Origin of the sequence: Comamonas halotolerans, assembly GCF_030162935.1 — a bacterium.
Classification (GTDB): domain Bacteria; phylum Pseudomonadota; class Gammaproteobacteria; order Burkholderiales; family Burkholderiaceae_C; genus Comamonas; species Comamonas halotolerans.
Genome location: NZ_JASAUZ010000067.1, coordinates 1 through 22,907 on the forward strand (window position 1 = coordinate 1; position 22,907 = coordinate 22,907).

Here is a 22,907-nt window from a genome sequence, read left to right on the forward strand (position 1 = left end):
ATCGCTCTTCACACGGACTTTGACGTTGTAGTCCACCACGCGCTTGACTGGGACCAATACCTTCATGGTTTGTTCTTTCAGAAATTGTTGGTTAAAACATTCGCTAAAGCTTATACCTTAAGCGCTAGCAGCTATGAATTCAATAATTCGGCAATTGTGGCTTCGCAAAATAGCAGGTGATATGAGCAAAACGAATTACTCTGCAACCATGCCCTTGTCCCTGACCACCTTGCTCCACTTGGCGTAATCCTGCGTCAGGCTCTGCTGCAACTGCTGAGCAGGCATAAAGCGCGCAATGGCACCAGCCCCAAGAATGCGCTCTTGCACATCCTTTTTCGCCAGGATTTCTTGCACTTCCTTGTTCAGGCGGGCAACGATATCAGCGGACATGCCTTTCGGCCCCAGCAACGCTCCCAGTGAGACTGCGGAGAAACCATCAATGCCTTGCTCAGCAATGGTCTTGACCTCCGGTACCACGCTCACGCGCTCGGGAGAACCCACGGCCACAGCCACCAACTTGCCCGATTTGATATGTGGCAGCGCTGCCACCAAATCGGCATACATGATGGGCACCTGACCTCCAATGGTGTCTGTAATGGCTGGCACACCACCTTTATAGGCAACGTGCTGCATGTCGAACTTGCCCAGCTCTTTGAGCAACTCCATGCTCATATGACCAAAGCTGCCAGCCCCGCTGGTGGTGTAGTTCAGCGGATCTTTTTGCGCACGTGCAGTTTCTATCAACTGCGGCAAATTCTTCACATTGGGCAGCTTGCTGGGATTGACCACCATCACGATGGGCAAGTCATAGATCATGGAAACAGGCGTGAAATCCTTGGTGATTTCGTAGCCTGCGCCTTTGTAGAACAGGGGAGCAAACAATGTGGGAGTGGCCAGCGTCATCAAGGTATAGCCATCAGGTGCCGCACGCTTGACCTGATTTGCCGCAATCGAACCCGATGCACCCGCGCGGTTTTCCACGATCACCGGTTGCTTGAGGCGATCTGACAGCTCTTTACCCACAATGCGAGACACCACATCCGTGGGACCACCCGCAGGGAAAGGCACGATCAAAGTGATGGGTTTGCTAGGCCAGGCTGCCTGCGCCATGGCCGAGCCGGCAACCAGCGTTGCTGCGGTAGCCAAGATGATGCGGCGAGAAAAAGATACGTTGTTCATTGCGATGTCTCTGGGTTTGTTTTAGTCCACTTTGGCTTCAGCCACTTCAATCAGCGACTTCCACACCGGTGCTGCTTTGGCATAGGTTTGGGCGAACTCTTGCGGCGTGCTGAACACGGGCAGGAAGCCTGCACCATCAATGCGCTCCTTGACCTTGGCGTCTTGTGATGCATCCTTGAGTGCTGCAAACAACACATCCACAATCTCTTTGGGAGTGCCCGCAGGCAGCGCCATACCGACAAAACCAGCAATCGCGTAGGCGTCATCGGTCACGCCCTGCTCATAGATGGTGGGCACATTGGGCAACACACTCATGCGCTCCTTGCCTGTGACGCCAATGGCCTTGAGGCGGCCAGATTCAATAAAGGGCTTGGTGTTCTGGGCACTGGAGAAGCACATTTGCAGCTGACCACCGATCAACTCCTGAATCATGGGTGCTTCGCCCTTGTAAGCCACATGGCTCATGTCAGCGTCCATGCTCTTGCTCATGTACGCGCCACCCAGATGTGCATACGAGCCCACTCCCCAGCTGCCATAGGAGACCTTGCTCTTGTTGGCCTTGACCCATGCCAGCAGCTCTTTCATGTTGCTGGCAGGCACCGACGGGTGCACCACCAGGGTGACAGGCGCCGATGCAATCTCGGACATCATCAGCAAGTCACGCTGCGGGTTGTAAGCCATCTTGGAATACAGGAACTGGTTGATGAGCAATGAGGTGCTCAGTGACAACACCACGGTATAGCCATCAGGTGCGGCCTTTGCCACCTGGTCTGTGCCCAGCATGCCTGCTGCTCCACCCTTGTTCTCCACCACGATGGGCTGCCCCAGCTTCTTCGACATAGCCTCTGCCAGCACGCGAGCGACGATATCGGTAGCTCCGCCTGGATTAAAGGGCACGATGAAGCGAATGGGCTTGCTGGGATACGCAGCCTTGGCCCAGGCAGGCAGGCCGATCAGACTGCTGCCCGCTGCCGCTGCGGCAGCCACCATGAGGTGGCGGCGATTGGTTTGAACCGTGTCCATATTGTTGTCTCCCTAAAAAAACGTGCTTGCACGCAGGAAATGGCCCGACCTCCTACCCCGGCATGCAACCCTCTGATGGAGTTGTTGTGCCGAAAGCCTTGCCGTCGAAAAAGTTACTGAGGATTTGCCGAATCGGGCAGTGTGAGCACGCCCTTGTCTTTGAGCGCCTGCAACTGTGCATCGCTCATGGAGAGCAGCTCTTGCAACACCTCACGTGTGGCCGACCCCAGAGTGGGTGGTGTATGCCGAATAGGCAAACGCTGACCATCCATGCGGTAAGGCGGTGCAAACACCCAGGTCTTGCCCACCACGGGATGGGGCATTTGCTGGAACACGCCGGTTTGCTGGGTGCGCTCGCTGGTCAGCGCCTCGTGCAGACCTGCAACTTCACCACAGGGTATGCCAACAGCATGCATGCGTTCGAGCAGCACTTTGCGCGGGAAGCTGGCAATGATGCTTTTGAGCAGCGGCAAAATTTCCAGACGGTTTCTGGCCCGCTCCACATTGGTGGCATAACGCGGGTCTTCAAAAATGTCTGCTCGGTCAATGACGCTGCGACAAAACGCCTCAAACTGGCGGTTGTTGCCCACGCCAATGATCAGCGGGCCGTCCGCAGCATCAAACAAACCATAGGGCACGATAGACGGGTGGGCATTTCCATAGCGCTGCGTGTCATGTCCCAGCAGCATGGCATCCAAAGCATAGTAGCCATTGATGGTCAGACCGCAGTCATACAAAGCCAGCTCAATCTGCCGACCTCGCCCTGTGCGACTCTTGCGATACAGCGCAGCCAGCACGGCCTGTGCGGCGTACATGCCAGTCATCAGATCCACCACGGCCACGCCAAATTTGAGTGGCGGTGTCCCCTCTTCGCCGTTGATGGCCATCAAGCCTGCTTCGGCCTGAATCACCAAGTCATAGCCAGGGCGCTTGGCTTCTGGGGTGTCGCTGTTGTAACCCGCCACGCTGCAATAAATCAGATCAGGCTTGATGGACTTGAGCTTGTCATAGCCCAGACCCAGCTTATCGGCACCGCCATGCTTGAAGTTGTGGATGACCACATCAAACTGCGGCAGCAGGTCATAAATGATTTGCACGCCTTCGGGGCTTTGCAAATCCAGCGTGACCGAACGCTTGTTGCGGTTCATGCTGTTGTAGTAGGTAGTCTCTGTGTTGCCGATACGCATACCCCAGTCGCGCGTGTCATCGCCCCGCCCGGGGTGCTCCACCTTGACCACGTCGGCACCAAAATCAGCCAACACCTGACCACACAAAGGGCCTGCAAATACGCGTGACAAATCCAGTACGCGCACGCCTTCCAACGGAAAATCCATGCCTTCCGGCAAGGTGGATGAGGTCATTGCTCTTGTCTCCTGCGCTTTAATGTTTGAATACCCGGCTTACTCTGCCAGCGGCACATGAGGGGCTTGACGGAAACTGGCGCTGCGCTTTTCCAGAAAGGCAGCAATGCCTTCGCGGGACTCTTCACTCTCTTGCGACTGCACCATGTACTGCGCCTCCAGCTCCAGCTGCTGCTCCAGCGTATTGCGCGGCGCCTGGCGGCACAGATCCTTGATACGCGCCATGGCCAGCTCTGGCCCCTGCGCCACTTGCTGCGCCAGGCCCAAAGCCCAGACTATGGCTTGACCCGGTTCCGCCAAACGATTCACCGCACCCAACTGGTGCAAGCGCTCTCCACTGATGCGCTCGCCCGTAAGACACAGCTCGGTCAGAACCTGACGTGACACAAACTCGGAGAGAAAAGCGGTGGCACCGCCATCAGGGGTCAGCCCCACCTTCACATACGCCACCGAAAACACACTGTTCTTGGCCGCCACCAGCATGTCGCAAGCCAGCGCCAGAGAAAGCCCTGCGCCAGCGGCCGCACCTTCCACCGCAGCAATGACGGGCTTGGGGCAGTCTCGCACCGCACGGATCAGGTCGTGCAGACCTTCCAGCTTTTCGCGGCGAACCTCAACGGGCAGCTCGCGGCGCTTGGCAAGTTGCCGCAAGTCACCACCCGCACAGAAATGCCCACCTTCACCAGTCAACACCACCGCGCCCACACTATCGTCAGCGGCAGCATCTGCCAGCGCTTGCATCACCGCCGCGTAGAACTCTGGCGACAAGGCGTTGCGTGCAGCCACATTGTTGTTGGAGAGAATGAGCACATTCCCTTCACGACGTTGCAACAGGGGTTCTGGATTCACTGCATGTCTCCTCGTTGTTATGGATGCTGAAAAGCAACACCAGCCCTTGTCGCACCGTGCAGCAAGGGCTGTATGAGCAAAGGCTTTAAGCCGCCTGCCCCAATGCAATAAAGCGGGCCAGGTGATGGTCTTCGTCACCAAACTGGTGATCAATCATGACCAGACGTTTGGCATAGTGCGCCAAAGGCAATTCCCAGGTCATGCCAATGCCCCCATGCAGCTGGATGCTTTCCTGCGCCACCTTGGTACCCACATAGCCCACGGTGTACTTGGCGGCCGACAAGGCTTTTTCCTTGGTGGCGCCTGTAGCGTTGTCGATGGCATCTGCCGCGTTGATGACTGCAGAGCGAGCCTGCTCCACTTCCAGCAGCACATCAGCCATGCGGTGTTGCAGGGCCTGGAATGTGCCAATGGCCACACCAAACTGCTTGCGCGTTTGCAGATATTCCAGCGTGTGCTGCTTGGCCACGTCCATCGCCCCTACAGATTCTGCAGCCAGTGCCAGCAGCGCGTAGCCACTGATGTGTTCCAGCACCGCATGCCCCTTGCCTTCCGCACCCAGCAAGGCGTCACCCGACAGCCCGACGTTGTCGAATGTCAGCTCAGCCACACGGCCACCTTCAAAGCGCTGCAGACTGCGCTTGGCGATGCCGGCAGCACTGCCATCCACCAGGAACAGGCTGATACCGTCTTGGTCGTACTGGTTGCCTGATGTGCGTGCGGAGACCAGCAGCAAGTCAGCCTTGGCACCAAATGCCACCACGCCCTTGGCACCATTGAGTACCCAGCCTGTGGCAGTCTTGACAGCGGTGGTCTTGACGTTGTTCAGTTCATAGTGGCTGCCGGGCTCGTCGTGTGCCAGCGCAGCGATCACACCACCGGCCACAATGTCTTCCAGCTTGGCTTTTTGCGACTCGGTGCCTGCAGCGATCAACGCCTGCCCAACAACCAACGCCCCCAGCAGAGGCTCAGCCACCAGACCCCGGCCCAGCGACTCAAACACCACGCTGATGTCAAAGCCTGCCCCGCCAAAACCACCGTCTTCTTCCTTGAACAGCGCGCCAATGGCACCCAGTTCGGCAAATTGTGCATACAGCTCGGCACTATGGCCTTCTTGGCCGTACGCGATCTTGTTGCGGTGCTCGATACCGTACTGCTCAGCCACAAAACGGTTCAAGGTGTCCGCCAGCATGCGGCGGTCTTCGGTATGTTCGAAGTTCATGAGCTTGTTCCTTCCTTCGCCCGAATCAAAGGCCCAGGATCATCTTGGAGATGATGTTCTTTTGGATTTCGTTGGAGCCGCCAAAGATCGACAGCTTGCGGTAGTTGAAGTAAGCGGCTGCCGCCGAGAACGCTTCTTCAGGCCCCACGGTTGGCTCCGTGTTGTTGCCGTGCATGGCAGCCTCTTCAAACGGCGCAGCGTAAGGGCCCATGGCGCGGCGGATCAGCGACAGAATTTCCTGGCGAATCTCTGTGCCCTTGATCTTGAGCATGGAGCTTTCAGCACCTGGCACACCACCGCCAGCCACTGCTGCAATCACGCGCAGATTGGTGGTCTTCATGTTTTCCAGATCAATTTCGACCTTGGCCATGCGGGCTGCAAACAGCGGGTCTTGCGACAGGGGTTTGCCGTTGTAGAAGGTGCGGCTTGCGGCCACTTTCAGCTTTTCCAGCGAAGCGACGGAGAAGCCCACACCTGCAATATTGGTGCGCTCATAGGTCAACAGGTACTTGGCGTAGGTCCAGCCCTTGTTTTCTTCGCCCACCAGGTTCTCAACAGGCACCTTCACGTCAGTGAAGAACACTTCGTTGACTTCGTGCTCACCATCCAGCGTGATAATGGGGCGCACTTCGACGCCGGGGGTGTTCATGTCGATCAGCAAGAAACTGATACCAGCCTGCGCCTTCACGTCCTTGTTGGTGCGCACCAGGCAGAAGATCATGTTGGCGTGCTGGCCCAGCGTCGTCCAGGTCTTTTGGCCGTTGACGATGTAATGATCGCCATCGCGCACAGCAGTGGTCTTCACCGAAGCCAGGTCCGAGCCTGAACCGGGTTCCGAATAGCCCTGGCACCACCAGTCCGCACCATTCAGGATGCGTGGCAGCCAGTAGTTCTTTTGCTGCTCATTGCCGTACTTGATCAGCACAGGGCCCAGCATGTTCACGCCAAAAGGCACCAATCGGGGAGCGCCTGCCAGCGCACACTCGTTTTCGAAGATGAACTTCTCGACTGCGCCCCATCCTGGGCCACCGTATTGTTCAGGCCAGTGGTTGGCCAACCAGCCACGCTCGTTAAGCACATCGTGCCAGCCCTGCAAGTCTTGCTTGTTCAGGATTTGACCACCGCGAACCTTGTTGGCCAATTCGGGGTTGAGATTGGCCTTCAGAAAGGCTTGCACTTCCGCACGAAAGGCTTGTTCTTGGGGGGTGAATTGGAGATCCATTGCAATACCTCGGATAAACCAGATCAGAAAATTTCAAACAGGCCTGCAGCGCCCATGCCACCGGCAATGCACATGCTGACGACGCCGTATTTCACGGAGGGGTCTTTGGCCTTGCGACGCTGGCCTTCCAGCAAGATGTGACCAGCCAGACGCGCACCGGTCATGCCAAAGGGGTGACCAATGGAGATCGCGCCACCATTGACGTTCAGCCGTTCCAGGGGGATACCCAGTTGGCGCTGGCAATACAGCGCCTGGGAAGCGAAGGCTTCGTTGAGCTCCCACAGATCGATGTCGTCCACCGTCAAGCCATGGCGCTTGAGCAGCTTGGGCACCGCGAACACGGGGCCGATACCCATCTCGTCAGGCTCGCAACCGGCCACGGCAAAACCACGGAATGCTCCCAAAGGCTTGAGGCCCAGACGTTCTGCCACCTTCGCTTCCACCACCACACAGGCGCTGGAACCGTCCGACAGCTGCGAGGCATTGCCAGCCGTAATGAAGTTGCCTGGCCCTTTCACAGGCTCCAGCTTGGCCAGCCCTTCCAGCGTGGTGCTGGCACGGTTGCAGTTGTCCTTGGTGGCGATGACATCGCGGTAAGTGACTTCGCCCGTTTCCTTGTTCTTCTCGGCCATCTTTGTGGCGCAAGCAATGATTTCGTTGTCAAAAATGCCTGCCGCTTGCGCCGCCGCTGTACGTTGCTGGCTCAGCAGCGAGAAAGCATCCTGATCTTCACGCGAAATGTTGTAGCGCTTGGCCACCACGTCGGCGGTATCGATCATGGCCATGAACAGATCCGGCTTGTGCTGCACGAGCCAGGGGTCCATGTCCGTGGGCAAGTTGTTGCTAGCCCGCATGCCAGAGATCGTTTCCACCCCACCTGCCAGCATGGCATCCACACCTTCGGCCACGACGCGGCCTGCTGCAATAGCAATCGATTGCAGCCCGGAAGCGCAGTAACGGGTGATGGTTGTACCCGCAATGCTCAAGGGCAGTTCGGCACGAATCACGGTCTGGCGCCCCAGGTTACGCCCCTGGAACCCATCGGGGTTGCCGCAGCCGAGAATCAAGTCCTCAATCATTTCGGGATCAACGCCTGAACGCTCCACCGCCGCCTTGACCGAAAAAGCGGCCAGTTGAGCAGCCGGAGTCACGTTGAATTCTCCGCGGTGCGACTTGGCCAACGGAGTGCGGGCAGTGGAAACAATGACGGCTTCGCGCATGGTGTGTTTGTCTCGATTTGGTTTTTTGGATCGTCACCAGCACTGCTGCTTTATCGCACTGTGTACTGGCAACTTCTTTTGAAATTTGGAAAAGCACGGCAAGCTTTTCCGGTGGCGCGGCACCGCCAGCAACATGGGACAAAGATCGCCCAAAGCGCTGGCTCCACCCCATCGGCATTGCCTGGACAGGGCAAGTTCCGCGAACCACACGGAAGGTGGCTTATTTGTTCAAGCTGTCAAAGTTCTTGCCTTCAGCAACCAGCTTTTCCAGCAGGGCTGCTGGTTTCCAGAACAGCGGGTCTTCTTTTTCAAATTCCTTGATGTCTGCCAGCACCTTGTCCAGGCCTTGCATGTCGGCCCACTTCATGGGACCGCCGCGGTAACGCGGGAAGCCATAGCCTGAGATGAAGGTCACGTCCACATCCAGTGGGCGCAGGGCAATGCCCTCTTCCACCACCTTGGCACCTTCGTTGACCATGGAAGCCATGTAACGGCGCAGAATTTCCTCAGGTGTGAACTTGCGTGGTGTCACGCCCTTCTTGGCACGCTCGGCATCCACAATGGCCAGCACTTCAGGGTCAGGCTGGCCCACACGTGCACCTTGGGGATAGAGGTAAAAACCACGGCCTGTCTTTTGACCGAACCAGCCGTTTTCACAAATGCGGTCAGCCACTTCCACGTAGCGTGCCTTGGGGTCACGAGTGGCAGCGCGGCGCTTGCGCGTGGCCCAGCCAATATCACCACCAGCCAGGTCTGTCACCTGGAAGGGGCCCATGGGGTAGCCAAAACCTCGCACGGCTTCGTCAATTTCGTAGGGCGATGCCCCGTCTTCCATGATGTAGTCAGCAGCCTGCTTGTACACGGCCAGAATGCGATTGCCGATAAAGCCATCACACACACCAGCGCGCACAGGCACTTTCTTGAGCTTCTTGGCCAACTCGAATGCGGTTGCCACGACATCGGCGGACACCTTGGCAGGTACCACGATTTCGAGCAACTTCATGATGTTGGCAGGGCTGAAGAAGTGCAGGCCAATCACGTCTTGAGGACGGCTTGTGGCAGCAGCAATCGCGTCAATATCCAGATAAGAAGTGTTGGTGGCCAGCACAGCGCCTGGCTTGCACACACGGTCCAGCTCCTTGAACACGGCTTTCTTGACTTCAAGGTCTTCGAACACCGCCTCGATCACCAGGTCCACCTCTTTCAGGTCGTCATAGCTGGTCGAAGGTGTGTAGCGCGCAAGAATGGCGGCCTTGCCCTCTTCAGTCATGCGGCCCTTGGCGATCAAACCGTTGTAGACCTTCTCCACATTGGCATGGCCACGGGCAATCGATTCGGCATCGCGTTCAACCATGATCACAGGGTAGCCCGCATCCAGTGCTGCCACAGTGATGCCTGCACCCATGGTGCCTCCGCCAATGATGGCCAGCTTGTTGAACGCGCGGGGCGCAGCAGCCTTGGCTTCTGGGATCTTGGCAGTTTCACGCTCAGCAAAGAATGCGTGAATCAGTCCTTGGCGCTGTGGGCTTTCCAGGCATTGCACAAACAGCTCGCGCTCCTTGGCCAAACCCTGGTCAAAAGGCAGCTCCACGGCAGCCTTGGCGCATTCGATGATCTTCAAAGGCGAGAACAGGCCTCGCGCTTTCTTGGCAGTGTCGATGGCCAGTGCCTCCAGATCGGCCAGAGCAGCCACCTTGTCCGAAATTTCGATATTGCGGGTACGGAGCACCGCAGCACCATCAGCCAGCAGTTCACGTGTGTAGTTGAGGCCCGCGGCCAGCACATCATCGCCATCCACCAGCTTGTCTACCAAGCCTGCCGCAGCCGCAGCCTTGGCGCTCAGATGCTTGCCGCTAAGCATCAACTCGGTGGCGGCCTTCACCCCCATCACACGTGGAGCTCGCTGTGTGCCCCCTGCGCCGGGCAACAGGCCCAGATTTACCTCGGGCAGACCCAGCAGGGCTTTGGGCAATGCCACACGGTAATGTGCCGACAGTGCAATCTCCAGCCCGCCGCCAAGCGCAGGCCCGTGAATGGCGGCAACCACCAGCTTGTCGCTGGCTTCAATGCGGTTGCACACATCGGGAAGTGATGGTGGCATCGCAGGCTTGCCAAATTCACGGATGTCAGCCCCCGCGATAAATGCCTTGCCCTCTCCCACTATCAGCACCGCCTTCACAGCCACATCAGCAGCGGCCTGTTCCACAGCAGCCAGCAGCCCAGCGCGCACCGCCTGGCCCAAAGCATTCACGGGTGGATTGTTGATGCTGACGACCAGAACCTCGCCATCCAGGCGGGTTTGGACTACGGAAGCGTTGCTGTCAAAACTCATTGCGCGTGTCTCCGGAACTACGTTGTGAGAGGAAAAGTCGTTTTTACTACGACAATGCTTCTTTACAATTCCTTAAAAAATTGACACAGTGTCAAATACTTTTGAACAATAACAAGGGAAAACCCTAGGTGGACCTGCAATCACTCACTCTGCTCGTAGAGATCATCGACAGCGGAAACCTCAGCCAAGCCGCCCGCAAACTGAAGATGACGCGTGCCAACGTGAGCTATCACCTGGCACAGCTAGAAAAGTCGGTGGGCGTACAGTTGGTCAAACGCACCACACGCCGCGTAGAACCTACAGAGGTGGGTTTGCGCCTGTATGAGCATGGCCGCAATGTGCACAACGAAATACTGGCCGCGCGCGAAACCATTACCAGCCTGGGGCATGAGCTGCGTGGCCGCGTGGGTATCAGCGTGCCCAGTGGTTACGGACAGATTGTGATGAGCCAATGGCTGATCGAGTTCAAGCGCCTGAACCCTGGCATCGTGCTGGACGTGCTGTTCGAAAATCGTGCAGACAACTTGCGCGATGAAGTGGACATTGCGATTCGTGTGATGCAAGAGCCACCACTGTCAGTGATTGCTCGTAGCCTGGGCGATGTGCGCTATGTGGCCTGCGCCTCCAGGGACTACGCCTTGCAGCATGGTCTGCCTCAAACCCTGATGGAGCTGCGTGCCAGCCCCTTGATCACTGCAGGGGTCACTGGCCGCCAGCTGCGGCTATCGGCATACCAGGGCCTGGAGCGCCAGGAAGTGATGCTGGAGCCCACTCTCAGCTCCGAACACTTTCCATTCTTGCGAGAAGGCATTCTGGCAGGGCTGGGCGTTGGTCTGGTGCCCGATTACGTGGTCAAGGACAAAGTTGCCAGCGGCGAAATTCTGACAACGCTCAGCGATTACCGGCTGAGCATCTTTGGCACACATATGTACTTGCTCTATCTTCCCAACCGCCACCAGACTCGGGCAGTACGCACATGCATTGATTTTCTGCTGGCCAAAGCACGTAGCGACAACCTACCGCCATCCCGGCCTGAGCGAAGCTAAAAAAGCCTGCTGGCGTACCCGCAGGCCTTTACAGGAAATCTAGCCTCTCTCATCGCGCCGATCTGGGCGTGATGGTCCACCTCCACCGCGGTTGTGCTCACCTTCTCTACGTGGAGGACGGGCATCTTCGCGCTGTGGCGGGCGGTTAGGCCTTGCCTGCGGCGGGCGTGGTTGATCAGGCCGCATCTGCGGTGGTCGTTGCCCCCCATCCGGACGCATTTGCGGAGGCCGTGGGCGTGGCTGATCCGGCCTGAACTGCGGGGGACGGGGGCGATCATCCGGCCGCACCACTGGAGGTCGAGGGTTGGGCGGCGGCATGATGTGCGGAGGTCGAGGTGGCTGCACCATCGGACGATGCGGAGGCGGTGCAGGGCGATAGCCTGGCGGAGCCCAGCGACCTGGGCGCCAATCGTATCGGCTGCCACCCCAAAACCAGTCCCCGGCCACCCACACGTGGTGCGGCGAAGGTGCCACCGTACGGTATTCCACGCGAGGCGGTGGCGGGTGGCCATAGTCTGTATACACCGTGGTGCTGGTGTAGCCGTATTCCGCATAGCCATCATCCATGGGCGCAACCACACATCCACTCATTGCAGCCAAGGCCAGCAGACTAAAGGCCCATGTGGCTCGACGCATATTTGTTTGCACGGCAATCGCTCCTTGGAAATAGATGGATCTCAGTTTTTTTGTAACGTCCGCCATACCTTGGAAGCTGACACCTGATCCAGGCAATTTGTAAGACTTCTTAAAGCGCTTACACCCCCTCTTTGGGCTGCATGCTCACATCGAAGGCGCAAGCACGATTGCGCCCCAATTTCTTGGCTTGGTACAAAGCAACATCTGCCTGAGCAAACAATTCACGCATCGCACACTCCTGGTCCTCAGGCTTTTTGTTATAGACCGGCCAGACAGTAGCCCCTCCCACACTGATGGTGACCACTTTGTACTCCGGCGAAGCCAGGTGCTCAATTTGCATACGCTCAACGGCTTGGCAAAACTTCTTGGCAATCATCAGCGCATTGGCTGCATTGGTATTGGGCAATAACACAGCAAATTCTTCACCGCCGAAACGAGCCACGACATCTTCCTCCCGCGTGACTGTTTCAATCAGTTTTCTAGCTACACGTTTGAGGCACTCGTCCCCATCCAGGTGGCCATAGAAATCATTAAAACCTTTGAAGTAGTCAACATCCACCATCAGCACCGAAAGCGCCTGACTGCTACGACATGCCCTCATCCACTCCTGTCTGACGGCTTCGTCCAGCGCAAACCGGTTTGCCAGCCCCGTCAAGGCGTCAGTGCGCACTTGTGCTTCCAAAGAGCGACGGTAGGTGGCCAGTTCCTCTTCTGTTTTCTTGCGTAGACTGATGTCCTGGATAGTGCCTATCAGCTTCTTCTCATCGCTAAGGCCTTCATATTCGCACCAAGCCTCCAGCCATTTGGGGTGCACGCTTTTTTCAGGGAATACCCGGAAATGCGCCTGAAATGATTCATTGAGCACCAAGCTTTTGAATTTATCCCGGAGTACCGCTGCAATATCTTGCTCATGCAGCATTGATTTGATTTTTTGAATGGAGAGATTCTCCTCCCCCATGAATCCCAAAATACTAGCAGCCATGGGAGACAGTGTGACTTCTCGCTTTTTCAAATCCACGGAGAAGTGACCAATTGACGCTGTTTTCTGCGCACGCTCCAGCCAACGCATATTACGCTGCAGCTGCGTCTTGAATTGCCGCTCCTGTTTTACTAGCTGCCACACAGCATAAAGCGCCATGCAAGAGAGCACCAAAATCAGGCCGCCCACAGACAGCCCCAACCATAGGCTGTCGCTGCGTTGCTGCTCCAGAAATGCATCGGCTTCATCAATTTTGGAGACCAGCACCCAGGGTGAATCTGGAATCACGCTGACTACAGCTAGAACGCGTTGGTAACGGTAGTCTTTGTCATATACCACCCCCCGCAAACCATGAAATGCCTGGACGGCTACAAACTGTATGTCAGTGATACTTCCAAACTTAGCCAATGCACCAGCATTATTGTGGCGCAAGGGATTGATGTGATAGATGTTCTCGCCTTCACGCTGCAGCAGGAGAGACTCTGATGAACTGCTGGCAGCACGCCATAAATCCAATAAGGGAAACAATGTGGCCCTGAGGTCAACAATCAACCAAATCGCTCCAACCGCTTCGTCCCGGTCAAACAAAGGAGCCAGCAGACTCAAGGACGGGTAGGCAAAGTTGCTATTGTCGTAAGGCTCCACAAACACTGCGCTGGCCGTTTCCAGTGCCTCTCGTAGTGCTTCCGACTCCCTAGGAGGCAATGAAGTATGGTTGCCGCCAGAACTGAGTAAAACTTTTCCCTCGACATTCAGCAGTACGGCTTTGGTGAAGTCCCCGCGTTCAACCAAGGAGCGCAGCCGGTCCGAAAGAGGCGTCAGATTTTCCTCTGTGGCGACCAACTCCCATGCATGGACTGCACGCGCCAGCAACTGGTCGTCTGAAATTGAATTGGCTGATGCCTGCAAACGGGTACGCCACTGCACCAAGCTGCGCACCGTCAGTTCGCTGGTGGTTTTCACCCCCGTTTCAACCTGATGACGAAAGCGTTTCTCCCGCTCCGCATAGCTTGCCCCTCCCCAAATGGCCAAGCCGGTAAGGAAGATCAGTAGCAATCCCAATGCCCACCAAACACGGCGCACTCTGAAGTTCATAGCTGGCTGTTTTTATGGAACGGAATGAAATAGCTAACGCATTAATTTTTATTAAAAATTTGTTCACATTCTTTCACAGAAAAATACAATAACAAAAGAATCATTGGTGAGTACATACATCTCAAATATAAAAAAAAGTCTCTCAGTCCCTTGAAGTTGCCCCATCAGGATCATCTTGAAGGTGCTGCCCCAAGCCTCACCTCGGCGCCCACCCTTGTCTCCACCACAAAGAAACGGAGGTCGAGTGTGTTTTTTCCTGCATCCAGCACAGAAGTTCCACAGAACACGCTTGACTGCCTCAGCCACTAGCTGCATAGCTTGGCCCAAACCAATCAAAGTCATCGCAGGCCCATGCCATCCTCAAACACCTCAAATAAGCATTTAGAAAAGACGCGACGCAGATTTGTGTGTTGAACAACACGCATGCAGCACATAGAGGAGGCAGCGATGCATAAGCGCAGTGAAAGCACGCAGCAAGGTGGCGATGAAAACATCTGGCTTACTCATCAAGAGCATTCGACATCTCTAGGCTTCAGAACCTAGAAATTCATTGACGCAGTTTTCGAATAAAAAAACCAATATCCGCTATGAAAAAGATATACAACACCCTCGTATCGAGGCGAAGATGTTTACAAATTGCCACGGCCCTGGGCAGTGCCCCCCTTGCTTCGCAAGCATGGACTAGCCCAATGGCCGGGCGCAATACCGTCACCGCCAGCATTTCACTGGAGCCTGATGCACTCGATCCAACCACCTACCATGCAGCGTCCATCGGCCAGATCATCCACCTCAATGTGTTGGAAGGACTGGTCAAAATCAATGAAAGTGGAGAGGTGGCTCCGCTCCTGGCGCAACGTTGGGAGATCAGCGCCGACCGCAAGACATACACTTTCGAGCTACACCCCAACACGCTGTTTCACGACGGCTCTCCGCTCACAGCAGAAACCGTGCGTTTCAGCCTGGATCGTTGCCAGCAAGTAGGCAGCCGAAACAAGGCTCATGCCAGCTTCTTCAAAAATATTGCGCGAGTCCAAGCACTTGCTCCGCTGCAAGTGCAGTTACAACTGCACCGCCCCGATCCGCTGACACTGTTTCGCCTGGGCGAATCCACTGCCGTCATATTGCACCCTGACACCGTAAGCCAGGCAGCGCAGCACCCGGTAGGCACAGGGCCATATGCCATTGTTGAATGGCGCAAAGGGCACAGCCTGCGCATGCGCAAGTTTGCGAACTATCGCCAGGCAGCTCCCCAGCGCATTGAGCATGCAACCTTCCGGTTCATCCCATCGCTTTCCCTGCAATCCGAGGCCATGGAGCGTGGTGATATCGACATTTCATTCAACCTCATCACACACGACTTGCATCGTTTTCAAAGCGATCCCCGATATCAGGTGATGATAGGAGCCACCAGCGGCAAGGGCCTGCTAGCACTCAACCACCGCATGCCAGTCCTACAAGATGTGCGTGTACGGCAGGCGCTGTCACATGCGATCGACAAGCAGGCCTTTATCGAACGCGTGTTAAAAGGCAAAGGCACTGCCATTGGCAGCCATTTCACGCCTGCAGATCCTGGTTTTCTCAACCTCGCAAACACCTACCCTTACAGCCCGGTACAAGCCAGGCGATTGTTGCGTGAAGCAGGTATTACTAAGCCACTGGAGTTTACTTTGACGGCCTTGCCCATCCCCTACGCGCGGGAGGGAGCACCAGTCATTGCAGAATACTTGGCCCAGGTAGGCATCCATCTCAAAATTCAGCCGGTGACCTGGGCAGAATGGTTAGGTAAAACATTCAAAGGGGACTTTGAACTGACGCTGATCACGCATATCGAACCACAGGATCACTTGATCTACCTGGATCCTGATTACTACTTTGGCTACGACAGCCCCGCATTCAGAGATTTGGCGCAGCGCCATAACAACAGCAACAGTCCCCGCCAGCGCCAGCAGATGTTCAGCGAGATGCAACGCCATCTGGCAAGCGATGTTGCCAGTGTGTGGTTGTTTTCTCCGCAGCTGTGCACGGTCGCACGGCGCGGCCTACAAGGCCTTCAGATGAACCACCCGGTATGGGTGCATGATCTCAGCGGTCTTCGCTGGGTGTGAATCGGATACAAAAAAGCCCGGTCAAGCCGGGCTTTTTTCCAAAGTTATTCGCGCTCAGCCATGATTTTGCAACGCAGCGATACGTTCTTCAATCGGTGGGTGGCTGGAGAAAAGCTTGCCAATACCACCGGTGATACCCATGGCCTGCATGCTCTTGGGCAGCTCACCTGGCACCATGCCACCTAACCGCGCCAAGGCATTCACCATGGGCTGCTTGCGGCCCATCAACTGTGCTGCACCGGCATCGGCACGGAATTCACGCTGGCGTGAGAACCAGGCCACGATGATCGCTGCTGCAAAGCCCAGCAAGATGTCCATCACGATGGTGGTCACGTAGTAGCCAATGCCAGGTCCGGAGTTTTCCGAATCCCCCTTGCGCAAGAAGCTGTCAACGGCGTAACCCACAATGCGCGAGAGGAAAATCACAAAGGTGTTCATCACACCCTGAATCAGGGTCATCGTGACCATATCACCATTGGCAATGTGCGCCACTTCATGGCCAATGACGGCCTCCACCTCTTCACGTGTCATCCCCTGGAGCAAACCCGTGGATACCGCCACCAGGGCACTGTTTTTGAACGCACCAGTCGCAAAAGCATTGGGCTCGCCCTCGTAAATACCCACTTCAGGCATACCAATGCCGGCCTTATCAGCAAACTTGCGCACGGTGTCCACAATCCAGGCTTCGTCGGCATTGCGGGGCTGCTCGATCACGTGCACGCCTGACGACCATTTGGCCACGGGCTTGGAGATCAGCAAGGAGATGATGGCACCACCAAAGCCCATGATGAAGGCAAAGCCCAGCAAGGCACCAAGGTTCAGGCCATTGGCGGTCAAAAAGCGATTCACGCCCAGCAAGCTGGCCGTAATGCCCAAAACCACCACCACGGCAATATTGGTCAACAAAAAGAGTGCGATACGTTTCATTCTTGGATTTCTCCACGGTGGGGAAAAAACAGGTTCATGACCTCATGCAGCAAGATAGGGGCCAAGTCTGCGGATTCAAGCGTTGTCACCTTTCACACCCCTGCTGTTGTTTCGATATTTTGAGGGTGTACGCCATTTCTTAACGGTTGCAATCATAGATGGCAATGCTGGCTATGAGCAGACAGCAGCCATGTTAGTTCCGCAGCTTCTTCAGGGGAATGTGCCTACGTGGCGGCGGCGGATGGGTCTCGCACCGCCACACGCGCGGTGCCCTCATCACGCAGCTCAAAGACTTGCGTCGCTGCCATCAATTTGGTCAATGTGGCGTAACCATAGTTGCGCGCATCAAAAGACAGTTTGTTGCCAATATGCGTTCCAACCGCGGCCACACGTGCCCAGCCGGTCTCGTCCTGGGTGGCTTTGACGGCATCGCGCAGCATGGCAATCAGCTGTTTGTTCTCACGCAACATGTGTGTAGGAACCCGCAAGCCCACCGTAGCGGGCATAGCAGCACCTGTTCCTCCTGCCTGCTTGCCAAGGCTGGGCCTGGCGCCATTCTCCACTTCAGGCACATGCGGCAGAACACGCACATCAGCCGCTGCTTCATCCTGCTCGCGGCGATCACCACGGCTGGTAATGCCATCCCCCAATGCCACCAGCGCGTCAAAATACAGAAAGCGTGAACAGGCGTTGACAAAAGCTTTGGGAGTTTGTTCTGCACCGAAGCCGTATACGGCTGCACCCTTGGCACGCAGATGCATGACCAACGGCGTGAAGTCGGCATCAGAGGAAACAATGCCAAATGCATCCGGTTGATCCGTATAGAGCAGTTCCATGGCATCCACGGTCATTGCCATGTCCGTCGCATTTTTTCCTTTGGAATAGTCGAACTGCTGCATAGGGCGCACGGCATATTCGAGCAATTTGTTTTGCCACCCCTGCAAGCCTGCCTTGGTCCAGTTGCCATAAGCGCGGCGGGTGTTGATGACCCCAAAGGTTGACAACTCGGTCAGGATTTCATCAATCATCTCCGCCGGCGCGTTGTCGGCGTCAATCAACAGGGCAATACGGGGTTGGTCTTCGGCGGCCATGCAGTCTCCTTGAGGCAGTTAGAACTTGTTCCCGATCTCCTCACGCCACGACTGTGGCTAAGCAGGAGGCATGCTGGGCGCAGGTGTGCAGCAAGGCTCATGAATTGCAAGCGATTGCCACAACCTTGACCGCCCGCATAGCCATGGTCCCCAAACGGCTGGATCGCAAGCAAGTTCCTAGGCACAGACTAGCGCAGCGCCCCAAGAATGCCAAGCCCCATAAAAAGGGCTACCTCAGCAGCTCTTGGCGACATTGACAGTCTGGAAAGCTGCCGCAGATAGCGTTATGCAGTTAGGCTGCACAGTGCTCTGGCACTCAATCCAGCATCTTCCAGGGCAGCGCATCACCAAAGCGTAGCGGCTTCAAGACAGCCCCCTCCCCGTATTCAAAGCTCACGGGCGGTGTCCAGCTTTCCTTGACCAAGGTGATGGTGTCGGTGTTGCGTGGCAAACCATAGAAATCTGCGCCGTTGAAAGAGGCAAATGCTTCCAACTTATGCAGTGCTCCCACACTATCAAACACTTCTGCGTACATCTCGATTGCTGCATGGGCACTGTAGCAACCCGCACAACCGGTGGCAGCTTCCTTGAGATGTGCAGCGTGTGGCGCACTGTCCGTTCCAAGAAAGAACTTCTTGCTGCCACTGGTGGCCGCCTGCACTAGCGCCACACGGTGTGTTTCACGCTTGAGGACAGGGAGGCAATAAAAGTGTGGACGCACGCCACCCAGAAAAATGGCATTGCGGTTGAACAGCAAATGCTGTGGTGTGATGGTCGCAGCCAGAAAGTCATCAGCTGCTGCAACGTACTCCGCGGCCTCCTTGGTCGTCACGTGCTCCATGACAATCTTCAGCTCAGGGAAATCCTTGCGCAGTGGTTTCAGTTGCTGCTCAATGAACACGGCCTCGCGATCAAAAAGATCAATGCTTTGGTCGGTAACTTCACCATGCACCAGGAGTGCCAGACCTTCCCGCTGCATAGCTTCAAGTGTCGGGTAGATCTTGCGCAGATCGGTCACACCGTGATCCGAATTGGTGGTTGCGCCTGCAGGGTACAGCTTGCAGGCCACCACACCTGCCGACTTGGCACGCACAATTTCTTCGGGCGTCAAGTTGTCAGTGAGGTACAGCGTCATCAGAGGCTGGAACTTGCTTCCTGCTGGCACTGCAGACAGGATGCGCTCTCTGTAGGCCACAGCCAACTCTGCGGTAGTGACGGGGGGCTTAAGGTTGGGCATGATGATGGCACGGCCCATTTGTCGGGCACTGTGGGGCACCACGCAGCGCATGGCATCTCCATCGCGCACGTGCAGGTGCCAATCATCGGGACGGGTAATGGTGAGGGTCGTGGGGGAAGTCATATCCCTATTGTCCCATTGACTGCAAAACTTTCATCCGCCATCTGCTGTGCATAATGAGAAACACTCTCATTTGAAAAGAAGAAGATATGACAACTACAATGAACACTCCAGCTTTTGAACGCGTGCGCCACCCTTTCAAAGCACGCCACCTGCAATTGCTCTCGCGTGAGCAAATCAGCCCAGGCTTTGTTCGCCTGACACTGGTGGGGGAAATGCGTGACTTTGCCAGCGATGGTTTCGATGACCATTTCAAGCTCATCCTGCCTCAAGAAGGACTGGAAAAGCCTTTGTTGCCCGAGATGGTGGATGGAAAGCCTTTCATTGATGGCCCCCGCCCCACCATGCGCGACTACACACCCTTGCGCTGGACCACCAATACCCTCACCGTGGACTTTGCACTGCATGACCAGGGCCCTGCCACGGAATGGGCGCGCACCGCACCCATGGGTTCCTGGGTGGGCGCTGCCGGCCCACGTGGTTCCATGGTGATTCGCAAAGACTTCAACTGGTACTGGATGCTGGCCGATGCCTCGGGTCTGCCAGCCGTGGAACGTGCCCTGGCAGAGCTTCCTGAAACGGCCAACATCACATTGCGCTTGGCTCTACCTGAGGCCGATCGCCGTCCCCTCACTTCAGCAGCTCAACTGGATCTGCAATGGGTGAACTCCCTGACAGAAGCTGCACAAGCCCTGAAACTACCTGAAGATGAAGGCTTTATCTGGGCTGCTGGCGAGCACAGCGATATGGCTCAGCTGCGTAAGATTGCTGTGTCCAAGGGCGCATCCCCCAAACGCATGCGTATCTCCGCCTACTGGAAACGCGGGGAAGCTGACCACCATGAAGAGCTTGCCGACAAAGAGTGATATCACGCATCCAGCAACGGCACAAGCCATTGCCACGCCTTCTTTGGACACATGAAAAAAGCCGCTGACAGCAGCGGCTTTTTTCCTCAGTCAGCATCAATCAATGCTGCAGAATTTTGCTCAAGAAATCCTTGGTCCGAGGCTGGCGAGCCTCGGGATTGCCAAAGAACTCCTCCTTGGTGCAATCCTCCAAAATCTTGCCGCCTACATCCATGAAAATCACGCGGCTGGCCACCTTTTTGGCGAAGCCCATTTCGTGCGTCACGCACATCATGGTCATGCCTTCATGGGCCAGCCCCACCATCACGTCCAGCACTTCTCCCACCATTTCAGGGTCGAGTGCAGAAGTAGGCTCGTCAAACAGCATCACGTTGGGGTCCATGGACAGCGCACGCGCAATGGCCACGCGTTGCTGTTGCCCCCCCGAGAGTTGACCTGGAAACTTGTCTTTGTGTGCCATCAGTCCCACACGATCCAGCATCTTCAGCCCCCGCGCCTTGGCGTCGTCGGCTGAGCGGCCAAGCACCTTGATTTGGGCAATCGTCAGATTCTCCGTTACTGTCAGGTGTGGAAACAATTCGAAATGCTGAAACACCATGCCCACCGTGGAGCGCAGCTTGGGTAAATTGGTGTTCTTGGTGTCATGCACGGCTGTTCCATTGACCCAGATTTCACCTTTCTGTATGGGCTCCAGGGCATTGATGGTTTTGATCAGCGTGGACTTGCCGGACCCGGAAGGGCCACACACCACCACCACTTCGCCCTTTTGGATGCGGGTGGAGCAGTCATTGAGCACCTGGAAGTCGCCGTACCACTTGGAAACGTTCTTGAGTTCGATCATGAATAAATCCTCAATCTTTCAAACCGCATGCATCAACGAATGATGGCGATCTTTTTGTGCAAGCGCTTGACCAGATACGACAGGCCAAAGCAGATCACAAAGTAAACAACAGCGGCGGCCAGATACGCCTCCATGGGGCGGCCAAAGTTCTTGCCCGCCACTTCAAAGCCCTTGAGCATGTCGTAGGCGCCAATTGCGTAAACCAACGATGTGTCCTGAAACAAGATGATGGTCTGTGTCAGCAACACCGGCAGCATGTTGCGAAATGCCTGTGGCAGGATCACCAAGCGCATGTTCTGGCTGTAAGTCATCCCCATGGCTTGACCTGCAAACACCTGCCCGCGAGGAATCGACTGAATGCCTGCACGCATGATTTCGGAGAAGTAGGCAGCCTCAAAAGCAATAAATGTGACGATGGCCGACATCTCTGCACCGATGGGCTTGCCGATGACCAAAGGTACCAGCAGAAAGAACCACAGAATCACCATCACCAGCGGAATGGAGCGCATACCATTGACATAAATGGTGGCAGGCACATCCAGCCACTTCTTGCCCGACAGGCGCATCAGAGCCAGCAAAGTGCCAAAGAAAATGCCGCCCAGCGTAGCGATGATGGTCAGCATCACGCTGAAACCCAGACCCTTGATCACAAAGTTGCTGATCAGATCCCAGTTATAGAAAGACCAATCCAAAGAGAAATTCATGGCTTAGTGACCTCCCGATGCGGTAGAGGCCACCAGGCCGGGCACTCGCGTACGTTTTTCAATGAAGGCCATGATGCGGTTGATGGTGAACGCCGAAACGATGTACAAGCCGGTCACTGCCAAATACACCTCGATCCCGCGACCCGTTTCTTCCTGCGCTTGCATGGCAAACATTGTCAGCTCTGTCACCGAGACAGCAAACGCCACGGACGAGTTCTTGAAAATGTTCATCGTCTCACTGGTCAACGGCGGAATGATGATGCGAAACGCATTGGGCAACAGCACGTAGCGGTAGGTTTGCCAGGTGGTGAATCCCATTGCCATACCGGCGTAACGTTGACCGCGCGGCAAGGCCTGAATACCAGAGCGCACTTGCTCTGCAATACGAGCCGACGTAAAGAAGCCCAAAGCCAGCACCACCAGCACAAAACCCGAGACTGATTTCATCGACGGGAAGATCGTTGGCACCACGTGGTACCAGATAAAAATTTGTACCAGCAATGGAATATTGCGGAAAAACTCCACCCATGCATTGCCAAAGCGTACCGTCCAGGGACGCCCTTCCAAGGTGCGCAAAGTACCAATCACCACCCCGGTGATAAGTGCCAATATCAAAGCCAGAATGGACACGGAGATCGTCCATCCCCAGGCCGACAACATCCAGTCCAGATAGGTAATGTCGCCATCTTTGCCAAAACAGCCTTCGCGCACCGTGCGGTCCAGCGTATCCTCGCAAAACATTTGCCAATCCCAATTCATAGGATTCCCTTCCAATAAACCTGCCAACGCATGCCAGCACATGCCATCCAACAGAAAACGCCCCGACCCACAGCAATGCAGGCGGGGCGTTCA

The 22,907-nt window shown here is 56.0% G+C and carries 20 protein-coding genes; 4 read left to right on the forward strand and 16 right to left on the reverse strand.

Going from position 1 to position 22,907, the window contains the following annotated elements; all coding sequences use genetic code 11:
• Window positions 1-180, forward strand: a 180-nt coding sequence (locus QEP11_RS16645) for a hypothetical protein (protein ID WP_284337770.1), incomplete at its 5' end; no start/stop codon positions are given.
• 15 nt (window positions 181-195) lie between these two features.
• Here the strand turns inward: QEP11_RS16645 and QEP11_RS16650 are convergent.
• From QEP11_RS16650 to QEP11_RS16685, 8 genes are all read right to left on the reverse strand, one after another.
• Window positions 196-1,179, reverse strand: a complete 984-nt coding sequence (locus QEP11_RS16650; protein ID WP_284337771.1) for a Bug family tripartite tricarboxylate transporter substrate binding protein — start codon at window positions 1,177-1,179, stop codon at window positions 196-198.
• Window positions 1,180-1,200: 21 nt separating this feature from the next.
• On the reverse strand, window positions 1,201-2,202 hold the full coding sequence (locus QEP11_RS16655; protein WP_284337772.1) for a Bug family tripartite tricarboxylate transporter substrate binding protein: 1,002 nt from the start codon (window positions 2,200-2,202) through the stop codon (window positions 1,201-1,203).
• A gap of 113 nt (window positions 2,203-2,315) precedes the next feature.
• On the reverse strand, window positions 2,316-3,563 hold the full coding sequence (locus QEP11_RS16660) for a CaiB/BaiF CoA transferase family protein (RefSeq protein WP_284337773.1): 1,248 nt from the start codon (window positions 3,561-3,563) through the stop codon (window positions 2,316-2,318).
• A 39-nt stretch (window positions 3,564-3,602) separates the two neighbouring features.
• On the reverse strand, window positions 3,603-4,412 hold the full coding sequence (locus QEP11_RS16665) for an oxepin-CoA hydrolase, alternative type (protein WP_284337774.1): 810 nt from the start codon (window positions 4,410-4,412) through the stop codon (window positions 3,603-3,605).
• A gap of 85 nt (window positions 4,413-4,497) precedes the next feature.
• A complete protein-coding gene (locus tag QEP11_RS16670; RefSeq protein WP_284337775.1) occupies window positions 4,498-5,634 on the reverse strand; it encodes an acyl-CoA dehydrogenase family protein in 1,137 nt (378 codons plus the stop codon).
• A 25-nt stretch (window positions 5,635-5,659) separates the two neighbouring features.
• Window positions 5,660-6,856, reverse strand: a complete 1,197-nt coding sequence (locus QEP11_RS16675) for an acyl-CoA dehydrogenase family protein (RefSeq protein WP_284337776.1) — start codon at window positions 6,854-6,856, stop codon at window positions 5,660-5,662.
• A gap of 23 nt (window positions 6,857-6,879) precedes the next feature.
• Entirely contained in the window at window positions 6,880-8,076 is a 1,197-nt protein-coding gene (locus tag QEP11_RS16680) for an acetyl-CoA C-acyltransferase (protein ID WP_284337777.1), read from the reverse strand.
• Window positions 8,077-8,296: 220 nt separating this feature from the next.
• The gene (locus QEP11_RS16685; protein WP_284337778.1) at window positions 8,297-10,408 is read right to left on the reverse strand and encodes a 3-hydroxyacyl-CoA dehydrogenase NAD-binding domain-containing protein; all 2,112 of its coding nucleotides are present in this window, start codon (window positions 10,406-10,408) and stop codon (window positions 8,297-8,299) included.
• A gap of 128 nt (window positions 10,409-10,536) precedes the next feature.
• Here QEP11_RS16685 and QEP11_RS16690 point away from each other — a divergent pair, with 128 nt between their 5' ends.
• A complete protein-coding gene (locus QEP11_RS16690; protein WP_284337779.1) occupies window positions 10,537-11,454 on the forward strand; it encodes a LysR family transcriptional regulator in 918 nt (305 codons plus the stop codon).
• A gap of 39 nt (window positions 11,455-11,493) precedes the next feature.
• Here the strand turns inward: QEP11_RS16690 and QEP11_RS16695 are convergent, their stop codons facing one another.
• Together QEP11_RS16695 and QEP11_RS16700 are read right to left on the reverse strand one after the other, a co-directional pair.
• Window positions 11,494-12,102 (reverse strand): chromosomal replication initiator protein DnaA, encoded by a 609-nt coding sequence (locus QEP11_RS16695; protein ID WP_284337780.1) that lies wholly within the window; start codon window positions 12,100-12,102, stop codon window positions 11,494-11,496.
• A gap of 106 nt (window positions 12,103-12,208) precedes the next feature.
• On the reverse strand, window positions 12,209-14,164 hold the full coding sequence (locus QEP11_RS16700; protein WP_284337781.1) for a GGDEF domain-containing protein: 1,956 nt from the start codon (window positions 14,162-14,164) through the stop codon (window positions 12,209-12,211).
• A 689-nt stretch (window positions 14,165-14,853) separates the two neighbouring features.
• Between QEP11_RS16700 and QEP11_RS16705 the strand changes: the two genes are divergently transcribed.
• Window positions 14,854-16,269 (forward strand): ABC transporter substrate-binding protein, encoded by a 1,416-nt coding sequence (locus QEP11_RS16705; RefSeq protein WP_284337782.1) that lies wholly within the window; start codon window positions 14,854-14,856, stop codon window positions 16,267-16,269.
• A 54-nt stretch (window positions 16,270-16,323) separates the two neighbouring features.
• Here the strand turns inward: QEP11_RS16705 and htpX are convergent, their stop codons facing one another.
• The 3 genes from htpX to pyrC form a co-directional block, all read right to left on the reverse strand.
• On the reverse strand, window positions 16,324-17,196 hold the full coding sequence (htpX, locus tag QEP11_RS16710; protein WP_284337783.1) for a protease HtpX: 873 nt from the start codon (window positions 17,194-17,196) through the stop codon (window positions 16,324-16,326).
• A 224-nt stretch (window positions 17,197-17,420) separates the two neighbouring features.
• The gene (locus QEP11_RS16715) at window positions 17,421-18,287 is read right to left on the reverse strand and encodes an NYN domain-containing protein (RefSeq protein WP_284337784.1); all 867 of its coding nucleotides are present in this window, start codon (window positions 18,285-18,287) and stop codon (window positions 17,421-17,423) included.
• Window positions 18,288-18,603: 316 nt separating this feature from the next.
• The gene (pyrC, locus tag QEP11_RS16720; RefSeq protein WP_284337785.1) at window positions 18,604-19,647 is read right to left on the reverse strand and encodes a dihydroorotase; all 1,044 of its coding nucleotides are present in this window, start codon (window positions 19,645-19,647) and stop codon (window positions 18,604-18,606) included.
• Window positions 19,648-19,733: 86 nt separating this feature from the next.
• Between pyrC and QEP11_RS16725 the strand changes: the two genes are divergently transcribed.
• Window positions 19,734-20,510, forward strand: coding sequence for a siderophore-interacting protein (locus tag QEP11_RS16725; protein WP_284337786.1), 777 nt, complete (start codon window positions 19,734-19,736; stop codon window positions 20,508-20,510).
• Between the two features lie 100 nt (window positions 20,511-20,610).
• Here QEP11_RS16725 and QEP11_RS16730 read toward each other — a convergent pair whose 3' ends face one another.
• Genes QEP11_RS16730 through QEP11_RS16740 form a run of 3 tightly spaced genes read right to left on the reverse strand, consistent with a single transcriptional unit; the run spans window position 20,611 to window position 22,814 of the window.
• Window positions 20,611-21,351 (reverse strand): amino acid ABC transporter ATP-binding protein, encoded by a 741-nt coding sequence (locus QEP11_RS16730; protein ID WP_284337787.1) that lies wholly within the window; start codon window positions 21,349-21,351, stop codon window positions 20,611-20,613.
• Between the two features lie 32 nt (window positions 21,352-21,383).
• The gene (locus QEP11_RS16735) at window positions 21,384-22,055 is read right to left on the reverse strand and encodes an amino acid ABC transporter permease (RefSeq protein WP_284337788.1); all 672 of its coding nucleotides are present in this window, start codon (window positions 22,053-22,055) and stop codon (window positions 21,384-21,386) included.
• Window positions 22,056-22,058: 3 nt separating this feature from the next.
• Complete coding sequence (locus tag QEP11_RS16740; protein ID WP_284337789.1) at window positions 22,059-22,814, reverse strand: amino acid ABC transporter permease; 756 nt, start codon at window positions 22,812-22,814, stop codon at window positions 22,059-22,061.
• Between the last annotated feature and the right edge of the window lie 93 nt (window positions 22,815-22,907).